Annotated in this window: 13 protein-coding genes; 4 read left to right on the top strand and 9 right to left on the bottom strand. The window is 60.5% G+C overall.

The window, feature by feature from the left end; genetic code table 11:
* Positions 1 to 106: 106 nt before the first annotated feature.
* From pyk to gcl, 5 genes are all read right to left on the bottom strand, one after another.
* Entirely contained in the window at positions 107 to 1,522 is a 1,416-nt protein-coding gene (gene pyk / locus RHP74_RS22190) for a pyruvate kinase (protein ID WP_010456886.1), read from the bottom strand.
* Complete coding sequence (locus RHP74_RS22185) at positions 1,512 to 2,792, bottom strand: glycerate kinase (protein ID WP_102593828.1); 1,281 nt, start codon at positions 2,790 to 2,792, stop codon at positions 1,512 to 1,514. The genes pyk and RHP74_RS22185 overlap by 11 nt, the downstream gene beginning before the upstream one ends.
* A 153-nt stretch (positions 2,793 to 2,945) precedes the next feature.
* Positions 2,946 to 3,836, bottom strand: coding sequence for a 2-hydroxy-3-oxopropionate reductase (locus RHP74_RS22180; protein ID WP_010456882.1), 891 nt, complete (start codon positions 3,834 to 3,836; stop codon positions 2,946 to 2,948).
* Between the two features lie 172 nt (positions 3,837 to 4,008).
* A complete protein-coding gene (gene hyi, locus RHP74_RS22175; protein WP_010456880.1) occupies positions 4,009 to 4,791 on the bottom strand; it encodes a hydroxypyruvate isomerase in 783 nt (260 codons plus the stop codon).
* 174 nt (positions 4,792 to 4,965) lie between these two features.
* Entirely contained in the window at positions 4,966 to 6,741 is a 1,776-nt protein-coding gene (gene gcl, locus RHP74_RS22170) for a glyoxylate carboligase (protein WP_010456878.1), read from the bottom strand.
* A gap of 267 nt (positions 6,742 to 7,008) precedes the next feature.
* Between gcl and RHP74_RS22165 the strand changes: the two genes are divergently transcribed.
* Both RHP74_RS22165 and RHP74_RS22160 read left to right on the top strand, forming a co-directional pair.
* Positions 7,009 to 7,449, top strand: coding sequence for a heme-binding protein (locus RHP74_RS22165; RefSeq protein WP_010456876.1), 441 nt, complete (start codon positions 7,009 to 7,011; stop codon positions 7,447 to 7,449).
* Between the two features lie 208 nt (positions 7,450 to 7,657).
* Positions 7,658 to 8,116 carry an REP-associated tyrosine transposase gene (locus RHP74_RS22160; protein ID WP_311096298.1) on the top strand — a complete coding sequence of 153 codons (459 nt, stop codon included), beginning with the start codon at positions 7,658 to 7,660 and terminating at the stop codon, positions 8,114 to 8,116.
* A gap of 101 nt (positions 8,117 to 8,217) precedes the next feature.
* Here the strand turns inward: RHP74_RS22160 and RHP74_RS22155 are convergent, their stop codons facing one another.
* On the bottom strand, positions 8,218 to 8,826 hold the full coding sequence (locus RHP74_RS22155) for a TetR/AcrR family transcriptional regulator (protein ID WP_083376004.1): 609 nt from the start codon (positions 8,824 to 8,826) through the stop codon (positions 8,218 to 8,220).
* Between the two features lie 134 nt (positions 8,827 to 8,960).
* On the opposite strand from RHP74_RS22155, the gene RHP74_RS22150 reads away from it, so the two are divergent.
* On the top strand, positions 8,961 to 9,875 hold the full coding sequence (locus RHP74_RS22150) for a DUF808 domain-containing protein (RefSeq protein ID WP_010456870.1): 915 nt from the start codon (positions 8,961 to 8,963) through the stop codon (positions 9,873 to 9,875).
* 189 nt (positions 9,876 to 10,064) lie between these two features.
* Here the strand turns inward: RHP74_RS22150 and RHP74_RS22145 are convergent, their stop codons facing one another.
* Together RHP74_RS22145 and RHP74_RS22140 are read right to left on the bottom strand one after the other, a co-directional pair.
* Entirely contained in the window at positions 10,065 to 10,853 is a 789-nt protein-coding gene (locus tag RHP74_RS22145) for a VacJ family lipoprotein (protein WP_154912284.1), read from the bottom strand.
* Entirely contained in the window at positions 10,846 to 12,144 is a 1,299-nt protein-coding gene (locus RHP74_RS22140) for a serine/threonine protein kinase (RefSeq protein WP_077748649.1), read from the bottom strand. Before RHP74_RS22140 ends, RHP74_RS22145 begins: the two co-directional genes overlap by 8 nt.
* Before the next feature lie 224 nt (positions 12,145 to 12,368).
* Between RHP74_RS22140 and RHP74_RS22135 the strand changes: the two genes are divergently transcribed.
* Positions 12,369 to 12,737 (top strand): hypothetical protein, encoded by a 369-nt coding sequence (locus RHP74_RS22135; RefSeq protein WP_311096297.1) that lies wholly within the window; start codon positions 12,369 to 12,371, stop codon positions 12,735 to 12,737.
* A 120-nt stretch (positions 12,738 to 12,857) separates the two neighbouring features.
* On the opposite strand, the gene RHP74_RS22130 is transcribed toward RHP74_RS22135, so the two are convergent.
* Positions 12,858 to 14,453, bottom strand: a complete 1,596-nt coding sequence (locus RHP74_RS22130; RefSeq protein ID WP_083376006.1) for a beta (1-6) glucans synthase — start codon at positions 14,451 to 14,453, stop codon at positions 12,858 to 12,860.
* Positions 14,454 to 14,529 lie beyond the last annotated feature (76 nt).

Raw genomic sequence — 14,529 nt, 5'->3', positions numbered from 1 at the left:
CTTCGCGGGCAAGCCTCGCTCCTACAGGGTTTGCATCGTGCCAAATATCGGGATCACGCAAATCCTGTAGGAGCGAGGCTTGCCCGCGAAAAGGCCGGTAAGGACGCTAAATCAAGGTCTCGATACGCAACGAGTTAGTCGACCCCGGTTGCCCAAACGGCACACCAGCCGTGATCAACAAGGTATCCCCGCGTTGCGCCATGCCTTGGGCCTGCGCGATCTCCAGCGCCGTCGAACACACTTCGTCCACTTGCCGCAGCCTGTCATTGACCACCGAGTGCACCCCCCACGCCACCGTCAAGCGGCGCGCCGTTTGCAGGTTCGGCGTCAGGTTCAGGATCGGCACCGTCGGCCGTTCCCGCGCCGCACGCAGGCTCGACGTCCCGGACTCGCTGTAGTTCACCAGCACCGCCACCGGCAGCACGTTACTGATGCGACGAATCGCACAGCTGATCGCATCGGAAACCGTCGCCTCGGCCTTAGGCCGGCTCACGTCCAGTTGCGCCTGATAATCCGGGCCGTTTTCCACTTGGCGAATGATCTTGCTCATCATTTGCACGGCTTCCAGCGGGTACTCGCCCGAGGCGGTTTCCGCCGACAGCATCACCGCATCGGCCCCTTCAGCCACGGCGTTGGCCACATCCGTGACTTCGGCGCGGGTCGGGGCCGGGGAGAAGCGCATCGATTCGAGCATCTGCGTCGCCACCACCACCGGTTTGCCGAGTTCGCGGCAGAGGCTGATGATGTTTTTCTGGATCTGCGGCACGCTTTCCGCCGGCACTTCCACGCCCAGGTCACCGCGAGCGACCATGATCGCATCGCTCAACTCGGCGATTTCCCGCAGCTGAGTCACCGCCGATGGCTTCTCGATCTTGGCCATCAAGAACGCCTTGTCGCCGATCAGTTCGCGGGCTTCGCGGATGTCTTCAGGACGCTGCACGAACGACAGCGCAACCCAGTCCACACCCAGCTCCAGACCGAAGCTCAAATCGCGGCGATCCTTGGCGGTCAGCGGGCTCAGTTCCAGCACCGCTTGGGGCACATTCACGCCTTTGCGGTCCGAGAGTTCGCCGCCGTTGAGCACCGTGGTGTCAATGGCGTCGGCGTACTTGGTGACCACGCGCAGACGCAGCTTGCCGTCGTCCAGCAGCAGGTCCATGCCGGGCTCGAGTGCGGCGATGATTTCCGGATGCGGCAGGTTGACCCGGCGCTGATCGCCCGGCGTCGGGTCGAGGTCCAGGCGCAGGGCCTGGCCGCGATGCAGTTGCACCTTGCCCTCGGCGAATTTGCCGACCCGCAGCTTCGGGCCTTGCAGGTCCATCAGAATGCCCAAGGGGTAATTGAGCTGGCGCTCGACTTCACGAATCCACTGATAGCGCTGAGCGTGGTCAGCGTGATCGCCGTGGCTGAAGTTCAGGCGAAAGATGTTGACCCCGGCCTGCACCAGCTCACGGATGTCATCGATCCCGTCGGTGGCTGGGCCAAGGGTGGCGAGGATTTTGACCTTTTTATCAGGCGTCATTGTTAGGGCTCTCGAGGATCAGGATGGCGCGGAAGTCGTTGACGTTGGTGCGGGTCGGTTCGGTGACGATCAATGCGTCCAGCGCCTCGAAATAGCCGTAGCCATTGTTGTTGTCCAACTCGTCGCTGGCGCTCAGGCCGAGAGCGGCGGCGCGGGCGTAGCTGTCCGGGGTCATGATCGCGCCGGCGTTGTCTTCGGAACCGTCGATGCCGTCGGTGTCACCGGCCAGGGCGTAGACACCGGGCAGGCCTTTGAGGCTGTCGGTCAGGCTCAGCAGGAATTCGGCGTTGCGCCCGCCACGGCCATTGCCGCGCACGGTGACGGTGGTTTCTCCGCCCGACAAAATCACGCAGGGCGCCGCCAATGGCTGGCCATGCAAGACCACTTGCCGGGCGATGCCGGCATGAACCTTGGCCACTTCGCGGGATTCGCCTTCCAGGTCGCCGAGGATCAGCGGGCTGAAACCGGCCTGGCGCGCTTTCACGGCCGCCGCTTCAAGCGATTGCTGGGGGCGGGCGATCAGTTGGAAATGGCTGCGCGCCAGGCTCGGATCGCCGGGCTTGACCGTCTCCGATTCCGGGCTCTGCAGCCAGGTTCGGACCGAGGCAGGGACGTCGATGCCGTAGCGTTTGAGGATCGCCAGGGCTTCGGCCGAAGTGCTCGGGTCGGCCACGGTGGGGCCGGACGCGATGACGGTGGCGAGGTCGCCCGGCACATCGGAAATCGCGTAGGTATAAACAGTGGCCGGCCAGCAGGCTTTGCCGAGGCGGCCGCCTTTGATCGCCGAGAGGTGCTTGCGCACGCAATTCATCTCGCCGATGGTCGCGCCAGATTTGAGCAGGGCTTTGTTGATCGACTGCTTGTCGGCGAGGGTGATGCCGGCGGCCGGCAAGGCCAGCAGGGCAGAACCGCCGCCCGAGAGCAGGAAGATCACGCGGTCGTCTTCGCTCAGGTTACTGACCAGTTCAAACACGCGCTTGGCGACGGCTTGACCGGCTGCGTCCGGCACCGGGTGAGCCGCTTCGACGACTTCGATTTTTTCGCATGGGGCGCCGTGGCCGTAACGGGTGACCACCAGACCGCTGACTTCACCCTGCCAGCAACGCTCGACCACCTGCGCCATGGCGGCCGCGGCTTTGCCGGCGCCAATGACAATCACCCGACCGCTGCGATCTGTGGGCAAATGGGCTTCGAGGACTTGCTGCGGATGGGCGGCGTCGATGGCTGTGGCGAACAGCTCGCGCAGGAATTGTTGCGGATCGACCGACATGGCGGGCTCCCGGAATTCTTGTTATTTGAAGGTGCAACTCAGATCCCTGTGGGAGCTAACCTGCTAGCGAATGCGGTGTGTCAGCCAACATAGATGTTGAATGTGAAACCGCTTTCGCGAGCAGGCTCGCTCCCACAGGGTTTTGGGCAGGGCTTACTTATCGCGAATCGAGAAGTTCGCCATGTGTTCCAGGCCCTTGATCAGCGCCGAGTGGTCCCAGTTGCTGCCGCCGATGGCTGCGCAGGTGCTGAACACTTGCTGGGCGTTGGCGGTGTTCGGCAGGTTGATGTTCAGCTCTTTGGCGCCTTGCAGGGCCAGGTTCAGGTCCTTCTGGTGCAGGCTGATGCGGAAGCCCGGGTCGAAGGTGCCTTTGATCATGCGCTCGCCGTGCACTTCGAGGATCTTCGAGGAGGCGAAACCACCCATCAGCGCTTCACGGACCTTGGCGGGATCGGCACCGTTTTTCGCGGCGAACAGCAGTGCTTCGGCCACGGCCTGAATGTTCAGCGCGACGATGATCTGGTTCGCCACTTTCGCGGTCTGACCGTCGCCGTTACCACCGACCAGGGTGATGTTCTTGCCCATGGCCTGGAACAGCGGCAGCGCGCGTTCGAAGGCATCGGCATCACCGCCGACCATGATGCTCAGGGTCGCGGCCTTGGCGCCGACTTCACCGCCGGACACTGGCGCGTCGAGGTATTGAGCGCCTTTTTCGTTGACCTTGGCCGCGAATGCCTTGGTAGCCGTCGGCGAGATCGAGCTCATGTCGATAACGATTTTGCCTTTGCCCACGCCGGCCGCAACGCCATCGGCGCGGAACAGCACGTCGTCGACCTGCGGGGTATCCGGCACCATGATGATGATGACTTCAGCTTCCTGGGCGACTTCTTTCGGGTTCGCCAGGGCGACGGCGCCACCGGCAATCAGGTCGGCCGGGGCGGCATCGTGGTGCGCCGACAGGAACAGGCTGTGACCGGCTTTCTGCAGGTTCAACGCCATTGGGTGGCCCATGATGCCGGTGCCGATAAATCCGATTTTAGCCATGAGAAATTCCTCTTGTTTTTATTGCTCTGTTCGCAAAATTCTTGGGTGTCGGCGAGGACGCCTTCGCGGGCGAGCCTCGCTCCTACGGGTACGTGTCTGTCGCCTTGTTGCGTATCAACCTGATCCTGTAGGAGCGAGGCTTGCCCGCGAAGAACGATGACGCGGTATCAGGTCAGATCGCGTTGTGGGTTTTCAGCCAGCCCAGGCCCGCTTCAGTGGTGGTCAGCGGTTTGTATTCACAACCAACCCAACCCTGATAACCGATGCGGTCCAAGTGTTCGAACAGGAAGCGGTAGTTGATTTCACCGGTGCCCGGTTCGTTGCGCCCCGGGTTATCGGCCAACTGGATGTGGTTGATCTCGCCCAGATGCGCAGCCATGGTGCGGGCCAGGTCGCCCTCCATGATTTGCATGTGATAGATGTCGTATTGCAGGAACAGATTGGCGCTGCCGACCTGTTCGCGAATCGACAGGGCTTGCGCCGTGTTGTTCAGGTAGAAACCCGGAATGTCGCGGGTGTTGATCGCTTCCATCACCAGTTTGATGCCCGCCGCTTGCAGCTTGTCGGCGGCGTACTTGAGGTTGGCGACGAAGGTTTTTTCCACGGTGGCATCGTCGACACCTTGTGGACGAATACCCGCCAGGCAGTTGACCTGGGTGTTGCCCAACACTTTTGCGTAAGCGATCGCCAGATCGACACCGGCGCGGAACTCTTCAACCCGGTCCGGCAGGCACGCGATACCGCGTTCGCCCTTTGCCCAGTCACCGGCCGGCAGGTTGAACAGCACTTGGGTCAGGCCGTTGGCGTCGAGCTTGGCCTTGATCTCGGCAGAGCTGAAGTCGTAGGGGAACAGGTACTCGACACCACTGAAGCCGGCCTTGGCGGCCGCTTCGAAACGGGCAAGAAAATCCTGCTCAGTGAACAGCATGGACAGGTTGGCTGCGAAACGCGGCATGGTGGTCTCCCGTAAATTTGTGCAGTCCCCTGTGGGTGCGAGCCTGTGTGGCGAGGGAGCTTGCTCCCGCTCGGCTGCGAAGCAGTCGCAAAGCTTTTGGGGCCGCTTCGCGACCCAGCGGGAGCAAGCTCCCTCGCCACACAGGCGCGCTCCCACAGTGGGAACGATCAGCAGTTAATCGAGCAGCGAAATCGCCGTTGGCGCGTCGTTGCCGACCAGCGCCAGGTCTTCGAATTCATTGACGGCGTTGATCTCGGTGCCCATGGAAATGTTGGTCACGCGCTCCAGAATAATCTCGACGATCACCGGCACCTTGAACTCTTCGATCAGCTCTTGAGCCTTGCGCAGGGCAGGCTGGATCTGACCCGGTTCGAACACCCGCAGCGCCTTGCAACCGAGGCCCTCGGCCACCGCGACGTGGTCGACACCGTAACCATTGAGTTCCGGGGCGTTCAGGTTATCGAAGGACAGCTGTACGCAGTAGTCCATGTCGAAACCGCGCTGGGCCTGACGAATCAGCCCCAGGTACGAATTGTTGACCACAACGTGGATGTACGGCAGCTTGAACTGCGCGCCCACCGCCAATTCCTCGATCATGAACTGGAAATCATAGTCGCCCGACAGCGCCACGACCTTGCGGGTCGGATCGGCCTTGACCACGCCCAGTGCTGCCGGAATGGTCCAGCCCAACGGGCCGGCCTGGCCGCAGTTGATCCAGTGACGAGGCTTGTAGACGTGCAGGAACTGCGCGCCGGCAATCTGCGACAGGCCGATGGTGCTGACGTAACAGGTGTCTTTGCCGAACACCTGGTTCATCTCTTCGTAAACCCGTTGCGGCTTGACCGGCACGTTGTCGAAGTGAGTCTTGCGCTGCAGGCTGGCTTTGCGCTGCTGGCAGTCTTGCAGCCAGGCGCTGCGGTTTTTCAGCTTGCCGGCGGCTTGCCATTCGCGAGCGACTTCGATGAACACGGTCAACGCGGCCGCGGCGTCGGAGACGATGCCCAGGTCCGGGTTGAATACGCGGCCGATTTGCGTCGGCTCGATGTCGACGTGAATGAACTTGCGGCCTTCGGTGTACACATCGATCGAACCGGTGTGGCGGTTGGCCCAACGGTTACCGACGCCCAACACCACGTCGGACTTGAGCAGGGTGGCGTTGCCGTAACGGTGCGACGTCTGCAAGCCGACCATGCCGACCATCAGCGGGTGATCGTCCGGGATGGTGCCCCAGCCCATCAGGGTCGGGATCACCGGGATACCGGTCAGCTCGGCGAACTCCACCAGCAACTCGCTGGCATCGGCATTGATGATGCCGCCACCGGCCACCAGCAATGGACGCTCGGCCTGATCGAGCATGGCCAGGGCCTTCTCGATTTGCACACGGTTAGCGGTTGGCTTGGCCAGCGGCAGTGGTTGGTAGGCATCGATGTCGAATTCGATTTCAGCCATCTGCACGTCGAACGGCAAGTCGATCAGCACCGGGCCTGGACGGCCGGAGCGCATTTCATAGAAGGCTTTCTGAAACGCGTAAGGCACCTGGCCCGGTTCCATGACGGTGGTTGCCCACTTGGTCACTGGTTTGACGATCGCGGTGATGTCGACAGCCTGGAAGTCTTCCTTGTGCATACGGGCGCGGGGGGCCTGGCCGGTAATGCAAAGAATCGGGATCGAGTCGGCCGAGGCGCTGTAGAGCCCGGTGACCATGTCGGTGCCGGCCGGGCCGGAGGTGCCGATGCACACGCCGATGTTGCCGGCCTTGGTGCGGGTGTAGCCCTCGGCCATGTGCGAGGCACCTTCAACGTGGCGCGCGAGGACGTGATCGATGCCACCAACCTTCTGCAAGGCGGAGTACAGCGGGTTGATCGCGGCGCCCGGGATGCCAAAAGCGGTATCAACCCCTTCACGGCGCATCACCAGAACGGCGGCTTCGATTGCTCTCATTTTGCTCATGGTTTTGTGCCTCTTACGTTTTGTAATTGTATACAAGTGGCTTTGCGCAGAGTGTATTCACGGCGGACGGCGCAGGTCAATCCATTTTCTCAAGCGACTGTTTCATTCGTCGGAAGCCCGTTCTGCTGTGGCTTTTCGTCGCATGTGGCGCTTTTCGAGAATTATTGTATACAAAAAAATAATTCATTGTGTTCTATTTGTTGCATCGGACTGCGACGCAAGCGCGCAGTCCACTGGCTTTCCCTATAACAAAATGAGGACGGCACCATGAGCGCTTTAACCTTGAAAGTTGCAGTCAACCTGATCGATCAGGCCATCACCGCTGGGCGTGCTATCTCCGCGGCTCCACTGACCATCGCGGTGCTGGATGCCGGCGGGCACTTGATTACCTTGCAGCGCGAAGACGGCGCCAGCCTGCTGCGCCCGCAAGTCGCCATCGGCAAAGCCTGGGGCGCCATCGCCCTCGGCAAAGGCTCACGCCTGCTGGCGCTGGACGCCCAACAACGACCGGCGTTCTTCGCCGCGCTGAACAGCCTGGGGCAAGGCAGCGTCGTGCCGGCACCGGGCGGCGTGTTGATTCGGGATCAGGACGGGAATGTGCTGGGGGCGGTGGGGATCAGCGGGGATCTGTCGGATGTTGACGAGCAGTGCGCGATCAGTGCGATCGAGGCGGTGGGGTTGAGGGCGGATGCGGGGGTTACTGCTTGATTTGGGGTGACTGATTAATCGCTATCGCGAGCAGGCTCACTCCTACAAGGATCGGGTTGGACACAAAATGTCTGAACACCACAAATCCCCTGTAGGAGTGAGCCTGCTCGCGATAGCTATCTACCTGACACATCCAGCCAAAAGTTTGTCCCGTCTTCCTTAATCCACAGGACTAGCCTTCTCCTGACCTGATCATGGGAGGCAAGGAATGCCGGATTTACCTGCTGCACACCGATTGCGAGTCGGGCGCTATGCCGAAGCCAGCCGGATTTATTTGTTAACCAGCAATACACTTCACAGGATCCCGGTTTTCAAGGATTTTGCCTTGGGCAGGCTGGTCGTCGATCAATTTCGAAATGCTCAGAGTCTAGGCTTGGCGAACTCACTGGCGTGGGTAGTCATGCCCGATCATTTTCATTGGTTGATTGAATTACAGCAGGGCTCTTTGAGCGAGTTGATGCAAAAGACCAAGTCGATGAGTACCAAAGCGGTGAAGCAGCGTACCGGTCGAAATATTAGCCTCTGGCAGAGAGGATTCCATGATCGGGCACTTCGGCGGGAGGAGGATTTGGTGAAGTTGGCGAGGTATGTCGTGGCCAACCCGTTGCGGGCTGGACTGGTGGAGAAACTGGGCGATTATCCGTTGTGGGATGCGATTTGGGTTTGAGTTGGGACCGAATCGCCTCGATCGCGAGCAGGCTCACTCCTACAGGGGAATACATTCCAAATGCAGGAGTGAGCCTGCTGACGATAAGCCGCAGCGCAGTCTCACTGATCCGGCTCACACCCCTTCAGCACCAGCCGAATTATCGTCTGCGCCGCCGCTTCATAGTCCTCTTCATCCAGCTTGGCCTTGCCAGTAATGGCCGTGATCTGCCAGTCAAAGTCAGCATAAGTCTGCGTCGCGGCCCAGATGCTGAACATCAGGTGGTTAGGGTCGATCGGGGCGATCTGGCCGCGGTCGATCCAGGTCTGGATGCAGTCGATGTTGTGCTTGGCCTGGCCGTTGAGCTGTTCGACCAGGTCGGCACTCAGGTGCGGGGCGCCGTGCATGATTTCGCTGGCGAATACCTTGGAGGCGAAAGGCAAGTCGCGGGAGATGCGGATTTTCGAGCGAATGTAGCCACTCAGCACTTCGCTGGGCACACCGTCGGCGTTGAACGGCGTCGACGCCTGCAGAATCGGCTCGATGATGCTTTCCAGGACCTCGCGGTAGAGGTTTTCCTTGGATTTGAAGTAGTAATAGACGTTGGGCTTGGGCAATCCCGCCTTGGCTGCGATATCACTGGTTTTGGTCGCTGCGAAGCCCTTGTCGGCAAATTCTTCACTGGCGGCACGCAGGATCAGTTCTTTGTTGCGCTCGCGGATAGTGCTCATAAACCAGGGGGTTCCTTGCCTGTTCTGGCGGTTGCGCATGGTATCACCGGCCTCGCGCGGCGCTCAAGAATGCCCCGTGTGGCGCTCGGTCGCGCTATGCTGCGCGGCATTCATTCAAGAAGGAAACCTGATTTATGGCAGGAAGCAGTTTGCTGATGCTGATCGACGACATCGCCGCCGTTCTCGACGATGTGGCGTTGATGACCAAAATGGCCGCCAAGAAGACCGCCGGCGTGCTCGGCGACGATTTGGCGCTCAATGCCCAGCAGGTCAGCGGCGTGCGTGCCGAACGGGAAATACCGGTCGTTTGGGCCGTGGCCAAGGGCTCGTTTCTCAACAAACTGATCCTGGTGCCGTCGGCGCTGGCGATCAGCGTGTTCATCCCGTGGCTGGTCACCCCACTGTTGATGGTCGGTGGCGCCTACCTGTGTTTCGAAGGTTTCGAGAAACTCGCCCACAAATTCCTGCACAGCAAGGCTGAAGATCAGGCCGAACATGCCGAGCTGGTCGAAGCCGTGGCCGATCCGGCCGTTGATCTGGTGGCGTTCGAGAAAGACAAGATCAAGGGCGCTATCCGCACCGACTTCATCCTGTCGGCGGAAATCATCGCCATCACCCTCGGCACCGTGGCAGATGCGTCGTTGACTCAGCAGGTTATCGTGCTGTCGGGTATTGCCATCGTCATGACTATCGGTGTCTATGGCCTGGTGGCGGGTATCGTCAAGCTTGATGATCTCGGCCTGTGGCTGACCCAGAAGCCCGGGCAGATGGCCAAAAGCATCGGCGGCGGGATTCTGCGCGCAGCGCCGTACATGATGAAAGGCCTGTCGGTGATCGGCACGGCAGCAATGTTCCTGGTGGGCGGCGGGATTCTGACCCATGGCGTGCCGGTGGTTCATCACTGGATTGAGAGCGTCAGTGCAGGGGCGGGCGGTGCCGGGTTTATCGTGCCGACGTTGCTGAATGCGGTGGCGGGGATTGTGGCCGGAGCTGTGGTGCTGGCGGGTGTGATGGTCGCCAGCAAAATCTGGAAAACTCTGAAAGGCTAGAAGCTGGGCACTTTCCAAGTGTGGGAGCGAGCCTGCTCGCGATAGCGGTGTTTCAGTCAGCATAGATGTTGACTGTGCTGGCCCCATCGCGAGCAGGCTCGCTCCCACATTGGTTTTGTGGTGTTTGAGAGACCTCATAAAAAAGGCCATTCGACGCGAATCGAATGGCCTTTTTTGTTGCCGATGAAATTACTCGGCGATCTGCAACTTGCGTGACTCGGTGTACACGTAGCGCACCTTCTCATACTCGAACGGCGAGTTCAGCTGGCCGTAGCGGAAGCTGTTCTGGTAGCGCCTGTCGACGCCGCGCAGGGCCCAGACCTCAGGATGGTTGGAGCTGACTTCCGAGACGTTCAGGAAATTGATCGCCGATTCGGCGCTGAAGTCCACCACCAGGCCGCCGGTGTCGCGGATGTTCGACGGGCCGAGGATCGGCAACACGAAATAAGCGCCGCCCGGTACACCGTAGAAGCCCAGGGTCTGGCCGAAGTCTTCGCTCTGGCGCGGGAGGCCCATGGCCGTGGCCGGGTCCCACAGGCCGGCGATGCCGATGGTGGTGTTGAGCAACAGGCGTGCGGTGGTTTCCATCGAACGCTTGCCCTTGAACTGCAGCAGGCTGTTCATCAGGTTCGGCACATCGCCGATGTTATTGAAGAAGTTGCTCACTCCGGTGCGCAGGAAACTCGGGGTGATGTAGCGATAACCGTCGACTACCGGCAGGAACACCCATTGGTCGAAGCGGTAGTTGAAGTGATAAACCCGGCGGTTCCACTCTTCCAGCGGGTCGTAGACGTTCAGCGCATTGAGCGTGGATCGTTCGAACTCGCGCTGATCCAGCCCCGGGTTGAACTTGAGTTTGCTCAGCGGTTCCTTGAAACCGTCACTGTCGACCACGACAGGTGCGTTGGCTTTGCTGTTGTCGGCATTGGCGACGCCTGCACAGAGTAACGCAGCGATAAGCAGGAGGTATTTAGCCACGGAAGAACTCCAGCATAGCGTCGCTGTTGACGCGGTAATTTAGGTTGCCGCAATGGCCGCCCAGTGGATAAACGGTCAAACGGTCGCCAAAGGTCTTGCGCAGGAAACCGAGGTCGCCAGGGCCGAGGATCACGTCGTCGGCGTTGTGCATGACGGCGATTTTCGGGCTGTCGTGCAGGTAATCCTTGAGGGCATACAGGCTGACTTGGTCGATCAGTTGCAGCAGGCTGCCGCCGTCGGTGCGGGCGCGCCACATCGGGATCACTTGCTCGGTGATGTAGCAGTCGAAGTCGCATTGCAGCGCACGCTTGAGGAACGGCGTGAGGCTGGTGCCTTCGGTGATCGGGTATTTCGGCGGGGTGATCAGGCCGCGGCGGTTGATCAGGTCCGAGGTGAAGGCAATGTCGGCCGCCGAAAAGCGGAACGAAGTGCCGATCAGCATGGCCATCTGCTCGTTGGTCAGGTGCTGCTTGGACTGCTGGAAGTCGTAGAGCAGGGCATCGTTGAGGTCGATGTAGCCTTTTTGCTGGAAGTAGCGAGTCAGTTTGTTCAGCACCAGTTCATAAAACGTGGTGCTGTTGTTGATGCCCTTGACCTCGGTCTGGACCAGCTTGTCCAGGTTGGTGATCGAGGTGTAGAGGTTGACCGGCGGGTTGAGCAGCAAGACTTTCTTGAAGTTGAAGCTGCGACGGGTTTCGTCCAGGTGCGCGACGAAGGCCGCGTCCAGCGCGCCCAGGCTGTAACCGGTCAGGTAGTAATCGGTGACGGCAACGTGCGGGTTTTGCGCCCGCACGGCCTGCATCACCCGGTACATGTCTTCGGCGTCTTCCTTGGTGATACCCGGTGTGGCAAAGCGTGAGGCCGCGCTCATAAAGTCGAAACTGGTGGGCGACGACAGTTGCACCACGTGATAACCGGCCTTGTAGTAGAGCTTTTTCAGGTATTCATTGAGGCTGCTGTCATAACGCGCACCGGTGCCGGCGATCAGGAAGATCAGCGGCGCAGCCTTGTCCTGAGTGGCAATACGATAGGTCAGCTTTTTGACCGGCCAGAAATTGTCTGGCAGTTCGAATGCACGCTCCGGGCGCAGAGTCACGCTGCGAGTCTGCTGATCGATGTCGTCGTCCAGCGGTAACTCCGGGCGCAGGTCCGGCGGAGTCGTGGCAATGGTCGCCTCGAACGGGTTGGTCAAGGGGTAGCCATAACTGGCGGCGTCGATATCGACCGCCAGTGCGGACGCACTCAAAATAAGGCCGCCAAACAGGGCGGCGAAGCGCAAGGAACGGAGCATGACTAGATCCCTTAGAGGAAGGTGCCGAATGAAGTTCGCAGGCTATGACCACGGGGTTTGCGCCAAAGTGCCATGCTGCGGCACCAATCTGGGCGAATTTCGGATCAATAGTAGCTGGACGATACACTTTGCAGCTATTTCGTGACTAATTATCTGTTACGCGCGTTTGCTTAGCGCTGCCGGAGGATTAAGCTGGCCGCCGTTTTCGTTTATTGGAGTGCTTCATGTCCCGCCGTCTGCCCGTGATTCTGCTACTCGTTCTGCTGCCATTATGGCTGGCCGCCAGTTATGGCGCGCGTTATGGCTTTATGGAGGATGCGCAGTGGGTTGGCATCTGCGTGGACGAGGCGAGCCGCTGGGAATGCCAGATTCGTTCGAACCTGGGCTTGATGATTCACTTCAAGGTGTTGGGCTTTGCTGCACTGGCCGCTGCGATCATCGGGTTTGTGGTGCCGGGCCGGGCAGGGTGGTGGCTGGCAGTGCTGGCGCTGGTGTTCGGGTTTCCGGCGCTGGCGTTGTACAACACGACCTTGGCCGTTTTTGCGGTGGTGATTGCCGGGTTGCGGCTGGTCCGGGACTCCCGTAGCGCCTGATAGTCCGTCTTCGCGGGCAAGCCTCGCTCCTGCAGGATCTTCGTCGTACACAACATCTGTATTCGCCGAACCTGTGGGAGCGTGGCTTGCGCGCGAAGAGGCCACCAGCTGCGCTGAAGATTACGCCTTGCGAACCCGCAAACAGCGCCACAACATCGCCACCATCAAAACACTCACCAGCGCCCAACCCCAGGCTTGCTGGTTCTGCAACCCTTCACGGAACAGCTGCGGTGCAATGCCGGCGCCAATGATGAAGGTCAGCAGGGCGATTTCACGGCGCGCCGCGCTCACTGGGCGGCACAGGTAAACCAGCGCCGGCAGTATGAAGGCGACACTTGGAAAGCTGCGATAACGCGGGTCGATCACCAGTTCAAGCATCATCACCGCCGCCGCAAAACCTGCTCCGGCGACCAGCCAGCCTGCTCGACGCTCCAGTGCATTGAACGCCCGCTCACGCCAACCGGTACGAGCGCTCAGCGTCAATGCAGCATGCGCCAGCACCAACAGATTCAACCCCGTCAGCAACGCCACCCACAACCATTCACTGGCAAAGCGCGTCGTGACTCGCGCCAGATCACCCCAGGCGCCAATCGAGCACGCCGCCAGTGCGCCGAGCAGCGGCAGCACCAGTGCAGCGCGGGTGGTGCGTACACGCCCGCCAAGGATCAGCGTGCCAAGAAAAATCAAACCGCCAACGGCCAGCCACTGCGACCAGTACGGCACGTTCGACACGGGACCGGCCAGCACGCCCTTGTCCTGGCGATCGGCATCGAACAGCCCCCAGTAACCACCGACCGCACCTTCGCTGGCGCGCTTCCAGGGCTGGTCGAAAGCTTCGATCAGGTTGTAATGCCAGCCTTGCTGCTCGGCCATGATGACAAAACCGCGAATGAACTTGGCTTCGTTAACCCGGCTCGGCAGGGCGGTTTCGCGCTGACGGCCTTCGCTCGGCCAGCCGGTTTCGCCAATCACCACGTCCTTGGGCGCGAATTTGTTGCCGAACACCTGACGCACTTCGGCCACATGCTGCAGCGCGGCATCGATGTTCGAGGGATCATCTTCCCAGTACGGCAGCAAATGGATGGTCAGGAAATCCACTGCCGGGGCGATTTCCGGGTGCTTGAGCCAAAACTCCCAGACATCGGCGTAAGTCACCGGTTGCTTGACCTGGCTTTTGACTTTATTGATCAGCTTTGCCAACTGCGCACCCGTGACTTCCTTGCGCAGCAGGGTTTCGTTGCCGACGATCACCGAGGTCACCACGTCCGCGTTGGCGTTGGCCGAGGCGATCAGCAGGTCGACTTCTTTCTCGGTGTCCACCGGGTTGCTGTTGACCCAGGCGCCAATCATCAGTTTCAAACCATGCTTGCGCGCCAGGTCGGGCAACGCCTCGAGGCCGGTCATGGAATAGGTGCGGATGCACTCGAAGCTTTTGGCCAGCAGCGCGAGGTCGGCGTCCATGCGCTCGGGGCGCAACTTGAACGGCACGTCGAACGGCGACTGGTCCTTGTCGAACGGGGTGTAGGAGGCGCATTGCAGCTTGTGCGTCGCGCTGGCCACGTCCGGCAGAATCACCGGTTTGCCAAGGCCGTACCAAAAGCCGCCAAGGGCAAACAGCCCCAGCAGGCAAGCGAAGAGATAAGCCAGAAAAGGAAAGCGGGAGGTCGCGGGCATGGTCAGGCCGTCTGGGAGCAAAGCCGCGCATGTTACCTTCATTTGCCCCGCGCTAGGGGGCTTGCATGATTTTGACATGCAAAGTTCGGGCGGATTGGTCGGCGCGCTCCAGGCGGTC

Origin of the sequence: Pseudomonas sp. SG20052 (assembly GCF_031766055.1) — a bacterium.
GTDB classification, from domain to species: Bacteria; Pseudomonadota; Gammaproteobacteria; order Pseudomonadales; family Pseudomonadaceae; genus Aquipseudomonas; species Aquipseudomonas mandelii.
The sequence above is the reverse complement of the archived record's forward strand: the minus strand, read 5'-3'. Positions and strand labels throughout refer to the sequence as shown.

Excerpts from the sequence above, each read along its gene's own strand:
- pyk (WP_010456886.1), bottom strand. The coding sequence starts at position 1,522 with ATGACGCCTGATAAAAAGGTCAAAATCCTCGCCACCCTTGGCCCAGCC.
- RHP74_RS22185 (WP_102593828.1), bottom strand. The coding sequence starts at position 2,792 with ATGTCGGTCGATCCGCAACAATTCCTGCGCGAGCTGTTCGCCACAGCC.
- RHP74_RS22180 (WP_010456882.1), bottom strand. The coding sequence starts at position 3,836 with ATGGCTAAAATCGGATTTATCGGCACCGGCATCATGGGCCACCCAATG.
- hyi (WP_010456880.1), bottom strand. The coding sequence starts at position 4,791 with ATGCCGCGTTTCGCAGCCAACCTGTCCATGCTGTTCACTGAGCAGGAT.
- gcl (WP_010456878.1), bottom strand. The coding sequence starts at position 6,741 with ATGAGCAAAATGAGAGCAATCGAAGCCGCCGTTCTGGTGATGCGCCGT.
- RHP74_RS22165 (WP_010456876.1), top strand. The coding sequence starts at position 7,009 with ATGAGCGCTTTAACCTTGAAAGTTGCAGTCAACCTGATCGATCAGGCC.
- RHP74_RS22160 (WP_311096298.1), top strand. The coding sequence starts at position 7,658 with ATGCCGGATTTACCTGCTGCACACCGATTGCGAGTCGGGCGCTATGCC.
- RHP74_RS22155 (WP_083376004.1), bottom strand. The coding sequence starts at position 8,826 with ATGAGCACTATCCGCGAGCGCAACAAAGAACTGATCCTGCGTGCCGCC.
- RHP74_RS22150 (WP_010456870.1), top strand. The coding sequence starts at position 8,961 with ATGGCAGGAAGCAGTTTGCTGATGCTGATCGACGACATCGCCGCCGTT.
- RHP74_RS22140 (WP_077748649.1), bottom strand. The coding sequence starts at position 12,144 with ATGCTCCGTTCCTTGCGCTTCGCCGCCCTGTTTGGCGGCCTTATTTTG.
- RHP74_RS22135 (WP_311096297.1), top strand. The coding sequence starts at position 12,369 with ATGTCCCGCCGTCTGCCCGTGATTCTGCTACTCGTTCTGCTGCCATTA.
- RHP74_RS22130 (WP_083376006.1), bottom strand. The coding sequence starts at position 14,453 with ATGAAGGTAACATGCGCGGCTTTGCTCCCAGACGGCCTGACCATGCCC.